12 protein-coding genes and 2 pseudogenes are annotated in these 15,108 nt (G+C 36.0%); 1 reads left to right on the forward strand and 13 read right to left on the reverse strand.

Annotation, left to right across the window (positions count from 1 at the left end):
• Nucleotides 1-131: 131 nt before the first annotated feature.
• The 7 genes from ACTQZM_RS10275 to murQ form a co-directional block, all read right to left on the reverse strand.
• Nucleotides 132-1,589: a glycoside hydrolase family 1 protein gene (locus ACTQZM_RS10275; RefSeq protein ID WP_441653704.1), complete on the reverse strand. Its 1,458-nt coding sequence runs from the start codon at nucleotides 1,587-1,589 to the stop codon at nucleotides 132-134.
• Nucleotides 1,590-1,819: 230 nt separating this feature from the next.
• Nucleotides 1,820-2,911, reverse strand: a complete 1,092-nt coding sequence (locus tag ACTQZM_RS10280; RefSeq protein ID WP_441653705.1) for a DUF871 domain-containing protein — start codon at nucleotides 2,909-2,911, stop codon at nucleotides 1,820-1,822.
• 9 nt (nucleotides 2,912-2,920) lie between these two features.
• Nucleotides 2,921-3,481, reverse strand: coding sequence for a BadF/BadG/BcrA/BcrD ATPase family protein (locus ACTQZM_RS10285; RefSeq protein WP_441653706.1), 561 nt, complete (start codon nucleotides 3,479-3,481; stop codon nucleotides 2,921-2,923).
• Between the two features lie 3 nt (nucleotides 3,482-3,484).
• Nucleotides 3,485-3,790 (reverse strand): hypothetical protein, encoded by a 306-nt coding sequence (locus tag ACTQZM_RS10290; RefSeq protein WP_441653707.1) that lies wholly within the window; start codon nucleotides 3,788-3,790, stop codon nucleotides 3,485-3,487.
• A gap of 16 nt (nucleotides 3,791-3,806) precedes the next feature.
• Complete coding sequence (locus ACTQZM_RS10295; protein WP_441653708.1) at nucleotides 3,807-5,102, reverse strand: PTS sugar transporter subunit IIC; 1,296 nt, start codon at nucleotides 5,100-5,102, stop codon at nucleotides 3,807-3,809.
• Nucleotides 5,103-5,116: 14 nt separating this feature from the next.
• Entirely contained in the window at nucleotides 5,117-6,241 is a 1,125-nt protein-coding gene (locus ACTQZM_RS10300) for an anhydro-N-acetylmuramic acid kinase (protein WP_441653709.1), read from the reverse strand.
• 14 nt (nucleotides 6,242-6,255) lie between these two features.
• Nucleotides 6,256-7,170, reverse strand: a complete 915-nt coding sequence (gene murQ / locus ACTQZM_RS10305; protein WP_441653710.1) for an N-acetylmuramic acid 6-phosphate etherase — start codon at nucleotides 7,168-7,170, stop codon at nucleotides 6,256-6,258.
• A 125-nt stretch (nucleotides 7,171-7,295) separates the two neighbouring features.
• Between murQ and ACTQZM_RS10310 the strand changes: the two genes are divergently transcribed.
• The gene (locus tag ACTQZM_RS10310; protein ID WP_441653711.1) at nucleotides 7,296-8,135 is read left to right on the forward strand and encodes a MurR/RpiR family transcriptional regulator; all 840 of its coding nucleotides are present in this window, start codon (nucleotides 7,296-7,298) and stop codon (nucleotides 8,133-8,135) included.
• Between the two features lie 185 nt (nucleotides 8,136-8,320).
• Here ACTQZM_RS10310 and tkt read toward each other — a convergent pair whose 3' ends face one another.
• The 6 genes and pseudogenes from tkt to ACTQZM_RS10340 all read right to left on the reverse strand — a co-directional run.
• On the reverse strand, nucleotides 8,321-10,291 hold the full coding sequence (gene tkt, locus ACTQZM_RS10315; RefSeq protein ID WP_441653712.1) for a transketolase: 1,971 nt from the start codon (nucleotides 10,289-10,291) through the stop codon (nucleotides 8,321-8,323).
• Between the two features lie 16 nt (nucleotides 10,292-10,307).
• Nucleotides 10,308-11,582, reverse strand: coding sequence for a PTS ascorbate transporter subunit IIC (locus ACTQZM_RS10320; RefSeq protein ID WP_047341052.1), 1,275 nt, complete (start codon nucleotides 11,580-11,582; stop codon nucleotides 10,308-10,310).
• A gap of 17 nt (nucleotides 11,583-11,599) precedes the next feature.
• Complete coding sequence (locus ACTQZM_RS10325; RefSeq protein ID WP_047334334.1) at nucleotides 11,600-11,881, reverse strand: PTS sugar transporter subunit IIB; 282 nt, start codon at nucleotides 11,879-11,881, stop codon at nucleotides 11,600-11,602.
• Between the two features lie 6 nt (nucleotides 11,882-11,887).
• On the reverse strand, nucleotides 11,888-13,948 hold the full coding sequence (locus tag ACTQZM_RS10330) for a BglG family transcription antiterminator (RefSeq protein ID WP_441653713.1): 2,061 nt from the start codon (nucleotides 13,946-13,948) through the stop codon (nucleotides 11,888-11,890).
• A gap of 198 nt (nucleotides 13,949-14,146) precedes the next feature.
• Nucleotides 14,147-14,341 (reverse strand): annotated as a pseudogene (locus tag ACTQZM_RS10335) (aldehyde dehydrogenase family protein); the annotation flags it as partial.
• A gap of 129 nt (nucleotides 14,342-14,470) precedes the next feature.
• Nucleotides 14,471-15,004: pseudogene (locus ACTQZM_RS10340) on the reverse strand (family 1 glycosylhydrolase); the annotation flags it as partial.
• Nucleotides 15,005-15,108: the final 104 nt, after the last annotated feature.

A 15,108-nucleotide genomic window follows, 5' to 3' on the forward strand; every position in this document is an offset into this window, starting at 1 on the left:
TAACGAAAGAATTCAGGCAAAAACAAAATGGATGCCACCTGCAAAGTACAGGTTAGCATCCTTGTGTTCCGCCTAGTTCATATATGTGTCCAGGATTCTGGGTACATATCATTTGACGTGGGTCTTTTTTATTAAAGTTGTTCACCATTTGTAGCAATAACATTTTTATACCAATAAAATGAGTCTTTACGATAACGATCATAAGTGCCATGCCCTTCATCGTCGGCATCTACATAGATAAAGCCATAACGTTTAGACATTTGTGACGTACTTGCTGAAACCAAATCAATACAGCCCCAACTCGTATAGCCAATCAAATCTACCCCTTCATCAATGGCTTCTTTCATTTGCTCAAAGTGTGCTTTAAAATAATCAATGCGATAACTATCATGGACCGTGCCATCTGCTTCTAACACATCTTTCGCACCCATACCATTTTCCACCACCATGAGCGGCAATTGATAGCGATCATACAATTCTAGCAAGGATATCTTCAAACCCTTTGGATCAATTTGCCAACCCCAGTCCGTCGCAGGAAGATAAGGATTTTTCACCCCAGCAATCGTGTTTCCCGGCGTACGCTCAGCTGTTGGGTCGCCTGATTCGGTCATGGACATATAGTAAGAAAAAGTCACAAAATCAACGGTGTAGTTTTTCAAAATCTCCAAATCCCCCGGCGCAAAGTTCAACTGAATCCCTTCATTTTCCATGCGTTTTAAAATCAATGGCGGATATTTTCCAAAGACTTGCACATCGGCATAAAAATAATTATCCAAATTTTTATTTAAAGTCAATTCCACATCGATTGGCGCACAAGTTCTAGGATAGGTCGTCAGTTTGGTTAACATACAGCCCATTTTCGCTTTCGGCAACATTTCATGTAAATCACGCGTCACCAAAGAAGAAGCCACTAACTGATGATGCAAAGCTTGATAGATTTCTTCTTTTTCCTTGCCAGGTGTGCAGCGTTCGACCACGATACCCGCAGTCGTAAATGGATGACGGATAATCGAATCGACTTCATTAAAGGTCAACCAATACTTCACATCACAAAAAGCTTCAAAACAACTCCAACAAAAACGTTGGAAGTCATCAATTACTTTACGTTCCACCCAGCCATTATATTTCACGCTTAACGCAAGCGGCATTTCATAATGAGACAGTGTGACAATCGGCTCAATCCCAGCTTTCTTTAACTCAGCAAAAACCTCTTGATAAAAGGTTACTCCCGCCTCATTTGGTGTGAGCTCTTCACCTGTTGGATAAAGTCGCGACCATGCAATCGATAAACGCAAGGCCTTAAACCCCATTTCCTTCAATAACGCGATATCTTCTTTATAACGATGATAAAAGTCTGAGCCCCGACGCTTAGGATAATAGGTATCAGTTGGATCTGCCATCGCCGCTTCAATCCGTGCCATGGTCATCTTCACTTGCTCCTGATAATCTTTCACATCCAAATCCGGCCGATACATCGCCACATCCGCTACCGAAAGTCCCTTGCCACCTTCATTCCAAGCCCCTTCAATCTGGTTGGCCGCAATTGCACCACCCCATAAAAAATCTTTTGGAAAACCTGCTTGACTCATACACTCCGTCCCCTTTCTGATACGTAACAAAAGCTATCTGCACTTATTTTTAAACCGTTTACATTATTCTTATATTTAAAATCATTATACCATGTAAAGCCTTACAGTATAAATGGTAATTATTTATTATATGACAATTCACTCATATTAACCCTAATTTTTAGCCATCAAATATAAATAAAACCTCCCTCACCATTAGCGATATCTCACTAATCATTGAGGGAGTTACATTATTCGACTATCTTTAACTTAAATTTCGTCCATGGATGTAAGAACTGAAGTAAAATCTGCTCTTCTTTCACTATATGTGCGACATGATTTTTGCGAGCATCATGATGTGGCGTAAGGACAATTTGCAGTTCGTTTTTATACTGCAAGAAATCTTCATTGCCCACAACAATATCACCAAACATAAATTCATGAGGATAAGCTCGTGCTGGATTGGCCTCTGATTTGTACAGCACACGTGTCTGGGTGGAGCGAGCTACTCGTTCATTGATATCCCCACGACGAAAATGCTGAGAATAATCAAGAATTTGTCGTTCAATTGGTGAAATATGATAATCAAGTACACAATCAAAAGTCAAACGATATCGATCTAATTCGGCTAATGATTTTAATTCTGCTTCACTAGCGTATGCATCGCCAATAATGACTGTATCAACCAAACCAGAATAAAAGAGAATCTTGGCTTGCGTCGTTATTGGTAATTTGCGACACATTTCCAAAGTAACCAAACCATCATTAATTGGCCATGGGCCTAATTTACCGGATGGACTCGTAATAAAGGCGGCGGTTTTCAGCCCATATTGTTTAAAGCGTTGACTACATTTTACAAAATAATCATAAGGTAATCCTGTGCCTTCTTGCGGATAAAAATTATGACATCCATATAAAAATGGCAAATTGGGTTGATAAGAAACGATATTGTCTAAATATTTCACATCATTACTCATATTCAACTCAATCACTAAAGCTTGCTCATTAAAGGAAAGTAAAGCCTCTTTATTGCCATCGAACCCTTGATCTAAGCGAATCCCACTTGCCCCTAATTGTTCAAAGAAAGTCAAATCATCATAAGAAATCCCCAAAACACTAAAAATTCGTGGAGAGACATCTAATATCACTTCAAAATTTAATTCACGGGCATAATGGATAGTCTGCTTAAACTTTTCAATTAATTTTTCAGCATCAGAATTGATTTCCAACATACTAATAAATAGTCTAGAAAAACCATATTGATGCGCCAATTTTAAATAAGCTAAATCTTCTTCTAATTCACTATAATTTGGATAAATTGAAATTCCTAATTCTCGATACATTTCTTCACCTCATTGCTTTAAACATGCTGCACAAGGGCTAAGCATTGCTTGTACTGGCTGAATCTCTGGAAAATCTTGAAGACATTTAATTAGTGCTTCTTTGACATAATCATTTTTTAAAAGCACACTGCCATGAAACGCCACTGAAAAAGGTAGGGATATTCTTTGGTGTAAAGTTAGCAATTGGTTTGCAAGTTGTTGACCGGCTAGCTGAAATACCGCCACTACTTCTGGATATTCTTTAGCCAAATCAACTAAAATCAAACATTTTTGCGCAACTTCTCGACGTTCCAATGAATAAAAATAACCCACTAACTCTTTGGTGCTCTTTAGATTCAGATGTCGCAAAAAAGCTGCTTGATCTGCACGTAACTTTTGACTTGCATCAAAATCTGCCAACAATTTGATAATATAGGTCTTAACGATCCAATAGGCACTACCTTCATCGCCCAAAAGATAGCCCCAGCCACCAATCTGAATGACTTTTTGTTGCAAATGTCCATAGATGACCGAACCCGTACCCGCCAATGCAATCACGCCATCCTCGTTACCAAAATACGCCTTACGCACCAATTACACATCTGTTTGAATCTCTAGCTTTCCCTCAAACATTGGATAAATAGCGTAAATACGTTGATAAAGCGTCTCTTTGAAAGTATAGGAGCCCCAACCAGCAATGCCAATTTGGATATTCTCGATTGAAGTTAAGTAAGCTTGAGGAATAGTTGCGAACAGTTCAAGTAGGTTTTGGATAAACAATTGATCATCTAGCAAAATTGTAATACCTTGATTTTCATTTTGAAAAACTACCTTACCTGATTGATGATAAAGTATCAATTGATTTTTAGTGCCGCCACAATCTATCCCTAAGCAATACATGATACATCCTCCAAATCTATTCTTTTACTAGTCCTTGTTCTTTTTCTAATTCATTCTTATCATAAACCATCACAAATGGATAATAAATAATCACTGATAAAATAATTAAACATACATTTAACACAATCGCACGCCAATCGCCACCCGTTGCTAAGAATGCGCCAATTGGTCCAGGTAGTGTCCATGGTGCAGTTACAGTAACCTTATTTACCAATCCAAGTGAAGTGACAATCCACGCAATCGTACCATTCACTAAAGGTGCAATAATAAATGGTGGAATTAAAATTGGATTTAAGACAATCGGTGTACCAAAGACTAAAGGTTCATTGATATTGAATATAGCTGGTGCCAACGCGGTTTTTCCTAATTTAGAAGCATATTGAGATTTCACTTTAAATGCTAATAAAATCGCCAATCCTAAAGAAGCACCCGAACCACCAATATAAATAAACCATTGATAGAAAGGTTCAGCCGCAATATTTGGTAAAGCTTGATGATTTGCTAGTGCTGTTGTATTGCCTTCTAATAATTGCAACCAAATCGGACGCGCAATGGAACCTACAATAGAAGCCCCATGAATCCCAAATGACCAGAAGAATTCAGTTAAGAAGACTAATAGCCATACAGAAGGTAAACTATCCGCGGCATTCACTAATGGACCGACCACTGTGGCAATTGCAGTATGCCAACTAAATTTCAACCAATAAGTAATACAACCCATACCTAAAATAATGATTAACGTTGGTGTTAAAGCTTCAAATGAGCGCGCAACTGCTGGTGGGACTTGTTCAGGCATGGTAATTTTGAATTTTGAACGATCGGTTAAACGGTATATTTCCACCGCAATAATTGAAGTGATGATAGCGACAAACATCCCGCCACCGCCTAAATTGCCCATCGGTAGTACAAAGCCCGCTACTCCAGCTTTTTCGGCTAAGTCTGGGGCAATATTGACCGGTGTAAAAGTAAGTAAAAAGGCAGTTGCAGCCAAAATACCACCAGATAAAGTATCTAAATGATAGCTTTTGGCAAGACTATGACCAATCCCAAATGCAGCATACAAACTCATGATATACATCGTCATCCGATAAGGTAATAATATAGTTGCCGCATTTTCAGATAAAAATTTGTAAAGTCCCCAAGATTGAGGAATAGGTGGAAAAGCAACAATCATAAAGAATGAACTCACCACGATTAAGGGTAAAGTGGCTACGATACCATCACGAATGGCACGTAAATGACGCTGATTTCCGAGTGTTTCCATTGGACCAGCTAGATGATTTTCAATAAATGCAGTAAATTTTTCTAACATGAAAATTCTCCCTTCTATTGTCTAGGTTTTGGGGTGATTTTTCCCAAGATAACAGGATTTTTAGCCCCGGTAACTGCCGGAATATTATTTGCTCTTCTTTGTAGCGTATAATATCCCATCAATGCAAAACCAATCGCCTCCTTTGCTTCACTAGAAAAGCCTAAATCTTCTTGGGTATAAATCGGAATATCTGGAAAATAATGCTGTAACTCACTCACCAAGGTTAAATTATAGGCTCCTCCACCAGCTAAAATAATTTCTATATACTGCTTATCTTCAACAAGTGGGAAAATCTCTCGTTGATAATGAAGATATATCGTATATGCAGTGTATTTCGTTAACGTATAAATAAAGTCATTGGCACACACTTTCGGAAAGGCTGCAAGCAACTTGTCAAAATAAGGCTTACCAAATTCTTCTCTACCCGTACTTTTAGGCACTTTTTTTGATAAATAAGGATGCCGACAAAGAAATGCAAATAAATCATCAGCCAATTTGCCTTGTTTAGCATACTTCCCTTGATCATCAAAATCTAGCTGATAAAAATGTCTCATCGCTTCATCAATTAACATATTACCTGGTCCAGTATCAAAGCCAAAAATTGATTGCTGGCTGCCTTTCATTGGTAAGTAAGTGACATTGCCTATGCCACCAATGTTTTGTAGCAAACGAACTTTATCTGCTTTTTGAAATAGCAGTCGTTCACTAAAAGGAATCAAAGGCGCACCTAACCCACCTGCAGCAACATCCATAACGCGAAAATCAGAAACCACCGTCGTATTTAACGTATACGCCATCTGAGCGACTTCCCCCATTTGTAAGGTATGCGCATTGGTAGGATTTTGCGTTTCATGCCACAAAGTTTGTCCATGAGAAGCGATAAAATCAACCGTTTGAATTTGCGACTTAGAAGCTAGAATCTTTTGACAAGCTTGTAAAAAATAATCACCCAAGTCTTTATTTAACTGACTAATCTGCTGTATATCAATCTTTTGCTTGCTACACACCGCCTTGATGCGTGCTTTCATTTCCTCAGGATAAGCAAGGCAGGTAAAACCTAGCAGACGAACATCTAGTTGCGATGTTTCCGTAATTTCAACCAAAGCAGCATCCACGCCATCTAGACTCGTGCCTGACATTAGACCAATTCCTATCATAGCTGTACCTCAGTAACTATCGCCTGACCGACATGACCATGTGTTCGTTGTAGTCTTTTTTGCGCTTCTTGCTTATCTATGTGTAGCAATTGCATCAAAATAGCGACTTTTAGATTTTTGTCCGCTTGTTCGTAGATTTGTTGTGCTTGATTGCGTGTAATATCGGTTGCTTCCATTAAGATGCGTAAAGAGCGTTCTCGTAATTTTTCATTTGTCGGCTGCACATCGACCATTAAGTTTTGATAAACCTTGCCGAGTCCAACCATACTTACCGTTGAAATCATATTTAATATTAATTTTTGAGCGGTCCCGGCTTTTAGACGTGTAGATCCAGTCAACACTTCAGGCCCGCAATCAACTTCTATTGTCGTTTGAGCAACTTGTTTAATGGGTGAATCCAAATTACAAACAAGGCCAACTGTCTGTGCACCTATTTCGTTTGCATATTTTAATCCGCCGATGACATAAGGAGTTCGACCACTGGCTGCAATACCTATCACCATATCTTGCGCGGTAAGTTGAATCTTTTGTAAATCAGCAACACCTGATTGCTCCTGGTCTTCAATATTTTCATGCGCACGAAACATCGCATCATTTCCGCCAGCAATCAGGCCAACAATTTGATGATCACTCGTTCCAAATGTAGGGCGACACTCAACAGCATCCAAAACACCTAAACGACCACTAGTCCCAGCACCCATATAGATTAAACGGCCACCCTCAGCTAATACCTTTGTCACTTTCTGCACCACTTGAGCAATCACCGGAATCACTTTAGCAATGACTTCAGGGACATGACCATCTTCTTGATTCATTAATTGCAACGCCTCTTCAGTTGACAATTCATCAAGATGAAGACTTTTAGGATTGCGCTTTTCAGTACCCAGCGCAGATAAATTCAAGTTTTCCATCACTAATCTCCTTTCAACCGCTTTCTTATGATATAATTATTATATACCTAAAGAAATTTTATTTCAATATATTTATAAATTTTATGAAATTTTATTTCAACAAATAATAAGAAAGGTGCATCTATATGAGCGTACAATCTAGAATTCACTTACTTGACAATAAATTGACGGATGTAGAAAAAAGAATTGCCGCATATATCTTGGCGCATCCGGATGAAGTCATTAATGCCACTGCAAAAGAAATTGGCGAACAAACACAGTCTAGTGCTCCAAGCGTGGTTCGTTTCATAAAGAAAATCGGCTATAGTTCCGTAAACGAATTCAAACTGTCTATCAATAGTGAAAAAAATGAAAAACGAGAACAAAAGTATGATGATGTTAATTTGGCTGACTCTTTTGAAGTAACCAAGCGTAAACTATGCAATAACGCGATTTTAACATTGGAAGAAACAAGCGAAGTACTAAAACAGGAACAAATCAAAACCATTGTTCAGTTATTAGAAGAAAAAGAAGTCTTATTCGTTTTTGGCATCGGGGCTAGTTCTATGATTGCTGAAGATATCTATCAAAAATGGGGACGAATTGGCAAAATAATTTTTTTCGAAAAAGATTTACATATTTTAACTGCCATGCTTTCTAGCCATCAAGCAAATAGTGCGATTTGGTTAGTCTCCAATTCTGGTCAAACTCGTGAAGTCGTTAAAGCCGCCCAAATCGCTAAAAAAATCAATATTCCAATTATTGCCCAAACCATGCTAGGAAAAAATCCATTGTCAAAACTTGCTGATCATCTCATCCAGACTTCGATCCCTAAAGAAGCTTTTCTACGCAGTGCTGCAACGAACTCGCTTTTTGCCCAATTGCTCGTCGTCGATACTATTTTTTATAGCTTCTTGCAAAACAACGAACAATACTTCGAAAAAATCTACAACAGCCGCAAGTTGATTGAGGAGATAAATCATTAACAAAAGATTTAGCCTAATTGTCCAAAATAAGAAACTCCCCCAACCAATAACGTATACCCATTGGCTGAGGGAGTAACTATTATTTTCTATTCATTTACTTCATTTTGTAAAGATCTACAAACATCTTCCACGCTAGGATTGCGATGATAGTAATGCCCTCTGATTTTCAAAAAATGCATCTTTGACTACTTCGCTAACATTTCTTCAACTTCCTTTACAATTCTTTCAACAGTAAAGTCATAGTCATTAAGTAAATCTTTTGCTGGTGCAGATTTACCAAACTTATCGATTCCAATTGATTTTCCTTGACATCCAACATATTTTTGCCAACCAAGTGTAGTGCCTAATTCAACTGAAATTCGTTTGCTTACTGATTTTGGTAAGACGGATTCTTTATAAGCTTCATCCTGTTCATCAAATAGTTCCCAGCTTGGCATTGACACGACATTAATCTTATGTCCTGTTAATTTTTTCTTAGCTTCTAATGCTACTTCGACTTCTGAGCCAGTCGCAATCAAAATCAATTCTGGTTCATCCGCATCTTTTGAAATCACATATGCTCCTTTTGCAACACCGTGAAATGAAACATCTTTATTCACTTGCACATCATGTCTTCCCAAAGCGATGACAAATGGACGATTCTTAGATTCCATAGCTAATTTCCAAGCTGCAATAGTTTCGTTCGCTTCAGCTGGTCGAATCAAAACAAGATTTGGCATTGCACGTAAAGAAAGTAGATGCTCTACAGGTTGGTGAGTTGGGCCATCTTGTCCTACTTGAAGACTATCATGCGTCATTACAAAGATTGAAGGAGTTTCCATTAGAGCTGCATGTCGGATAGCTGAACGCATATAATCCGAGAATACTAAGAAAGTACCACAATATCCGCGTAAGCCACCGTACAGCGTAATACCATTAATGATTGAGGCCATCGCAAATTCGCGTACACCAAAATGAACATTTGGACTTACGTGTGAATTTTGATTCATAAAACCTTTTCCTTCGATAGTTGTTTTATTTGACGAAGCTAAATCTGCAGAACCTCCAACCAATACTGGGTTAAGTTGATAAATTTTATTTAATACTTTTCCTGAGGCGCTTCTCGTAGCCATTTTTTCCTCACTAAATGGAACCAATAATTCATTGAGTGCTGGTGCTTCACCTGAAATAATCCGTTTAAGTAGTGTATATTCATCTGGATAAGCCTGTTTGTATTGTTCTAATAATTCATTCCAACTCTTTTCATCAGCTTCTCCTCGAGTAATAACTTCTGCAAAATTATCACGTACACTATCTGGAATTTCAAACGGAGCATACTCCCAATGAATGGATTTCTTAATGCGCGCTGCTTCTACTTCACCTACAGGATTACTATGAATTTTTTCAGTTCCTTGTAAAGTCGAACCAAATCCAATAATTGTCTTGACTTCAATTAAGGTTGGCTTATCTTCACATTTCTTTGCTTCTTCAATAGCTTTACCAATTTCATCGATATCATTTCCGTCATTAACTAATAAGGTTTGCCAATTCATTGCCTCAAATTTTTTACGAATATGTTCCCTAGAAGATAATTCGATTGGACCGTCAGAAGTTACATCATTTGAATCATAAAGGACTATTAATTTACCTAACCCTAGATTACCTGCTATGGCTGCAGCTTCCATAGCCACGCCTTCTTCTAAATCGCCATCACCGCAAATCGTATAAATATTATTTGAAATAATCTCCATATCTTCTTTATTGAAACGTTCAGCTAAATGAGCTTGAGCAATAGCTAAACCAACCGTCATTGAAAAACCTTGTCCTAATGGTCCAGTTGTTGCTTCAACACCAGGTGTATGATGTACTTCTGGATGTCCTGGTGTTTTACTATCTAATTGTCTAAAATGTTTTAAATCATCAATAGATAAGTCATAACCACAAAGATGTAACAGTGCATATTGTAGCATTGAACCATGACCTGAAGTTAACACAAAGCGATCTCGATTAAACCATTTTGGATTTTTAGGATTAAAATGCATGTGATTCTTAAAAAGTTCATATCCCATTGGTGCTGTTCCAAGTGGTGCCCCCATATGACCATGTTTGGCATTTTCGACACTATCTACAACTAAACTACGAATTGCTGCTACTGAATGAATATCTATATCTCTCATAATAACCTCCATCTAACTAAAAAATAGCTTGTAATGCATGACCAATATAGTAAATTAATAAACCAACGATATTAAAGTCTGTTTCTGGGAATGATGTACCAGTTAAACCAATATTTTCCATAATTGGATAAATAAGTGCTGGACCAACTGCAATTAAAATTCCGACAACAAATGAGCCAGCGATACAGCCTTTCCAACCACCTGTTGCATTACCAAATACACCTGCAGTTGCCCCAATAAAGAAATAAGGTACAGCTACCGGAATAATAACGATTGACCCGATTAATCCCATGATAACCATTGTAAGTAAACCACCAGCATAAGCAGCTAAGAAACCAATAACTGTAGCTGTTGGTGCAAATGGGAATACAACTGGACAGTCTAACGCAGGTTTAGCATTTGGAATAAGTTTTTCTGAAATACCAACGAAAGCGCCAACAATTTCACCCAAGAACAAACGTACACCTGTAATGATTACATATAAAGCAGCAGAGAAACTTAAACCTTGGAATAATGGATAAACTAACCAGTTCACCCCACCAGAAATACTTTCAACAGTTTCTTTACCAGCAGCAATGGATGCAATGTAGAAAAATACTACCATCGTAACAGAAACTCCAACAACGTAATCTTTAAACATCACTAACCAACCAGGTAATTTAAGATTTTCAGTACTATCTTCAGGTTTACCAACTTTTGATCCAATCCAACCAGAAATAGCATACCCCACCGTCACATAATGACCCATGGCAAGTTCATCATCGCCTGTAACTTTTCTCATGTATGGCTGTGCAATAGCAGGGAATAACCCTGCACAAATACCTAATATTAAACCACCCGAAATAACAGTAATTGTATTATTCATACCCAACGCTTTAAACATAATTGTTAATAACGCAGCCAAATATAAGTTATGTTGACCTGTTAAAAAGATATATTTCAAAGGTGTAAATTTAGCAACTAATAAGTTACAAATAAAACCAATCAACATGACTAGAGAAACTGTGGTTCCAAATTTATTTTGAGCAAGGGCTGTTACTGCTTCAGCTAGTGGTAACACACCTTTTAATCCGAATCCTTTAGCAAATAGTTCTTGAAAACTATTCAATGCTACAACAGCCGCACTAGAACCTATACCAAATACCAAGAAGCCAACAATCGTTTTCAGCGTTCCTGCAATTACCTTATCTCCAGATTGTTTTTGAAGTAATAACCCTGTTAATGCGATAATCCCAACTAATATAGGGGCTGAAGATAACAAGTCAAATACGACTACTTTTAATATTCCCATGTTCTGTCCCTCCAGACTTATACTTGATTAAAAAATTCATTTAATTTTGTTTCAATTTCATTTTTATCCATTAAATTATTAATACCGATAATATAAGGTACTTGACCCTTTAATTCTTCAGCTACATCAGCCATGGTAATTAATAAATCTCCTTTAAAGCTTTTAACATCATCCAATGTACTGTGTTGAACTTCTAAAGGATAATGATTTTTGCGTACTACTTGATCCACTTTTATTTTCAACATCATACTAGATCCCATTCCAGTACGACAAGCAATCAATGCAGAATAAGTTTTCATTTTAATCTACTCACTTTCATATTGTTTAATATAATCATAAATTTCTTGTGGTTTTTTCGCCTGATCAATGATTTGATAAAATTCAGGATTATCTAATAACTCAGCTAATTCTGACATGGCTTTTAAATGTGTTTTATTATCTAATGCACTTAAACCAAAAATATACTTAACCGGGTCATTTTCCTTATTGCCAAATTTAATCGGTGTTTTTAAAGAGGAAATACTAATCGCAATTTCTTTAGCACCACATTCAGGACGCGCATGTGGTAGTGCAACATGTTTAGTGATAACAATATAAGGACCGGATTCTTTCGTCGTTTGAATCATTCCATCAATGTATTCTTTGCTTACTTTATTATTTGTCACTAAAACTTTTGTTGACTTTCTAATGGCATCTTCCCAATCACTTGCCTCAACATTTATTTGAATCAGTCTTGGGTCCGTAATTTCACTTAACAAAGGACTTATCCCCCCTTCTTCTTCATTATTTTTCATATCTTCAGCTTTTTTATTATAGATAAATTCCGTAGCTATCTTGTCATATTGATTATCATCTACATGTTTTTCTATAATTGATAAAAGTTCTTTTTCATCATTGGAAAGCAAACTATCATCTCTAATTAACTTATAAACTTTTCCTATTAATAAATATTTTTCCTTTTCATTCATTATTGGATTAACAAAAATGTAATTTAGCTGTTTTTTGAATAAGGATTGTGTTACTTTTGTTGTAAAGATGATGTCATAACTTTCTAAATCCAAAGAATCTGAGAAACTTTGATTATCAAATTTGATATTTGGAAATAATGCTTCCAACTCGTGAAGGAGTATCATTGATGTACCTATTCCATTTGGACAAAGTACTAATGCTCGATAACGTTTATGGGTTAAAACATCCTGATCATGAAATATGGAAATAGCAAAATGTAATGCAATATAAGCAATCTCTTCTTCTGGAATTTCTCTACCAAAAAAATTTTTCATAGGTTGAATAGATTCCTTTGCCAATAAAAACATTGACTCATATTCTGATTTTATTTCCGATGTTAATGGGTTTACTGTTGGCAAATGATACTTCAAACGATAATAACTTGGTCGAATATGAATATACAATCTTAATATTATTGCTTGCTCATCCACAAATTTCAGTCCTGCTAAATGCTCAAATCTATAAATCAAATTCTTAATCAGTTCAATAATAACCATCTTGTCAGAAGTTTCTTTATGAATATCTCCTGTAGAACTTCCTAAAATTAGCGCTGCAATATAGCTTATTGCCTGATAATTCTTTATATGATACAACTGACACAACTGATAACTAAATTGATATTCATTACAGGATGAATCAATCTCTATTGGAAATTCTAGTTTCAGTTCATCTTCAAGCAATCTACTATTCAGTAAGATAAATCCAAATACAAATTCTTTAAATGTATTCTCAAAAAATGAAATATCATAGGTATTGCATAATTGAGTAATATCTTCTATAACTTTACCACCATCCATTTGATAGCATCGTTGAACAAAATCATTTAGAAACATTTCACCATTATCCTGATGTAGAAACTGCATGGTTAATTTTAAAAGCCTGTATCTAATTACACTTTCGTCGCCTTCAACGAAGTATCCTCGATCGCGATTATTTCTTAAAATTAATTGATTACTCGCTAAGCTTTTTCTTACAATTTTTAAATCATTCACTATGGTAGATTTACTACTCATCAAACTAATAATTAAATGATTTAACGTCAGATAATCTGTTGAAGAAAGTAATAAAATCTCTATTAATACTCGACGTAAATCTTCAGAGGGATATACATCAGAAAGATACTCCATATTAAGTAAGTATTGTTGTAAAAAAACTAAGGATTGATTTTCAACATGTATATCCGTCCCTGAAGTTTCGACTTTTTTTAAATGATTTTCAACTAATATTTCGTTTACCTTTGAGATAACATAATTCAGCTGTCGATTTGATAATTGATACTTTTCTTTTATCCTTTTACTGTCACCTTCATTTCTAAATATTATTTCACTTAATATTTTGTAATCTTGGCTATTAATCATGATTATCAGCTCCTGTCTATATACTAGAACATATATAAAGCGGTTTCAATGCTGTTTGTTGCCAATTTTTGTAATACGCTAATTACAAATAATGTCCTATGAATTAAAATAAATTTGTATTAAATATAACAAAAAAAGACAAGAGAAAACTTAATAATAAATATTAAGACTTCTACTTGTCTAGTTTAATTCAGGTTACTTTAAAAAGGGTTCAGTTTTTTCAGCATAGTAATCGGCAATGTCTGCACATAAAGTGATTTCCCCTTTGGCTTCCGTAAATAATTTGCCCATATCCTTCGTTAATACTTTGACGTAGTAGTCACTATCACGGCGTAATAGCTGGGCGATTTGTGGTAATTGCTCTTTACGTTGAGCCAGCAAATCATTGTTACGGGACTGCCCCGTTAGGCTCGTATAAAAATGAGTATCTAAAAAATCCGAATATTCATCGTTGATTTTATGAGCAATCAAGTTGAACATTCGGATTTTTTTATTTTGGACTTTTGTTATATGACTTTTATTCTATAATTCTTCTCCATTGCTTGCAATAACATTTTTATACCAATAAAATGAGTCTTTTTTCTTTCTCTGATAAGAGCCATTACCATGATTATCTCTATCAACATAAATAAATCCGTATCTTTTAGCCGATTCACCTGTTCCATTTGAAATCAAATCAATACAGCCCCATGTCGTATAGCCAATAATTTCGGCGCCATCTTGTTCAATAGCATCCTTCATTGCCTGAATATGTTCTTTTAAATATTCAATACGATAATCATCGTGGATACTGCCATCTTCCTCTACAGTATCTTTTGCACCTAAACCATTTTCAACAACAAATAATGGTTTTTGATAGCGGTCATATAATTCATTTATCGTACTTCTAAATCCTAAGGCATCAATTGCCCAGCCCCATTGACTAGTTTTTAGATAAGGGTTTATTGCAGAAGAAAAAATATTACTTTCAGATTGTTTTCCTTTACTCTCATCACTGCTACTTACTCTTGATGAGTAGTATGAAAAACTTACAAAATCTACAGTATTATTTTGTACCGACCCCCAAAAGTTAGACCATAAAATCTAACAATTGGAGGTCGGTATTTTTATGGCTAAATACAGTTATGAACTAAAAAAGAAAGTTGTTAATGCATACTTAG

Origin of the sequence: Enterococcus cecorum, assembly GCF_052119425.1 — a bacterium.
Lineage (GTDB): Bacteria > Bacillota > Bacilli > Lactobacillales > Enterococcaceae > Enterococcus_E > Enterococcus_E cecorum_C.

Excerpts from the sequence above, each read along its gene's own strand:
- ACTQZM_RS10275 (WP_441653704.1), bottom strand. The coding sequence starts at position 1,589 with ATGAGTCAAGCAGGTTTTCCAAAAGATTTTTTATGGGGTGGTGCAATT.
- ACTQZM_RS10280 (WP_441653705.1), bottom strand. The coding sequence starts at position 2,911 with ATGTATCGAGAATTAGGAATTTCAATTTATCCAAATTATAGTGAATTA.
- ACTQZM_RS10290 (WP_441653707.1), bottom strand. The coding sequence starts at position 3,790 with ATGTATTGCTTAGGGATAGATTGTGGCGGCACTAAAAATCAATTGATA.
- ACTQZM_RS10295 (WP_441653708.1), bottom strand. The coding sequence starts at position 5,102 with ATGTTAGAAAAATTTACTGCATTTATTGAAAATCATCTAGCTGGTCCA.
- ACTQZM_RS10300 (WP_441653709.1), bottom strand. The coding sequence starts at position 6,241 with ATGTCAGGCACGAGTCTAGATGGCGTGGATGCTGCTTTGGTTGAAATT.
- murQ (WP_441653710.1), bottom strand. The coding sequence starts at position 7,170 with ATGGAAAACTTGAATTTATCTGCGCTGGGTACTGAAAAGCGCAATCCT.
- ACTQZM_RS10310 (WP_441653711.1), top strand. The coding sequence starts at position 7,296 with ATGAGCGTACAATCTAGAATTCACTTACTTGACAATAAATTGACGGAT.
- tkt (WP_441653712.1), bottom strand. The coding sequence starts at position 10,291 with ATGAGAGATATAGATATTCATTCAGTAGCAGCAATTCGTAGTTTAGTT.
- ACTQZM_RS10320 (WP_047341052.1), bottom strand. The coding sequence starts at position 11,582 with ATGGGAATATTAAAAGTAGTCGTATTTGACTTGTTATCTTCAGCCCCT.
- ACTQZM_RS10325 (WP_047334334.1), bottom strand. The coding sequence starts at position 11,881 with ATGAAAACTTATTCTGCATTGATTGCTTGTCGTACTGGAATGGGATCT.
- ACTQZM_RS10330 (WP_441653713.1), bottom strand. The coding sequence starts at position 13,948 with ATGATTAATAGCCAAGATTACAAAATATTAAGTGAAATAATATTTAGA.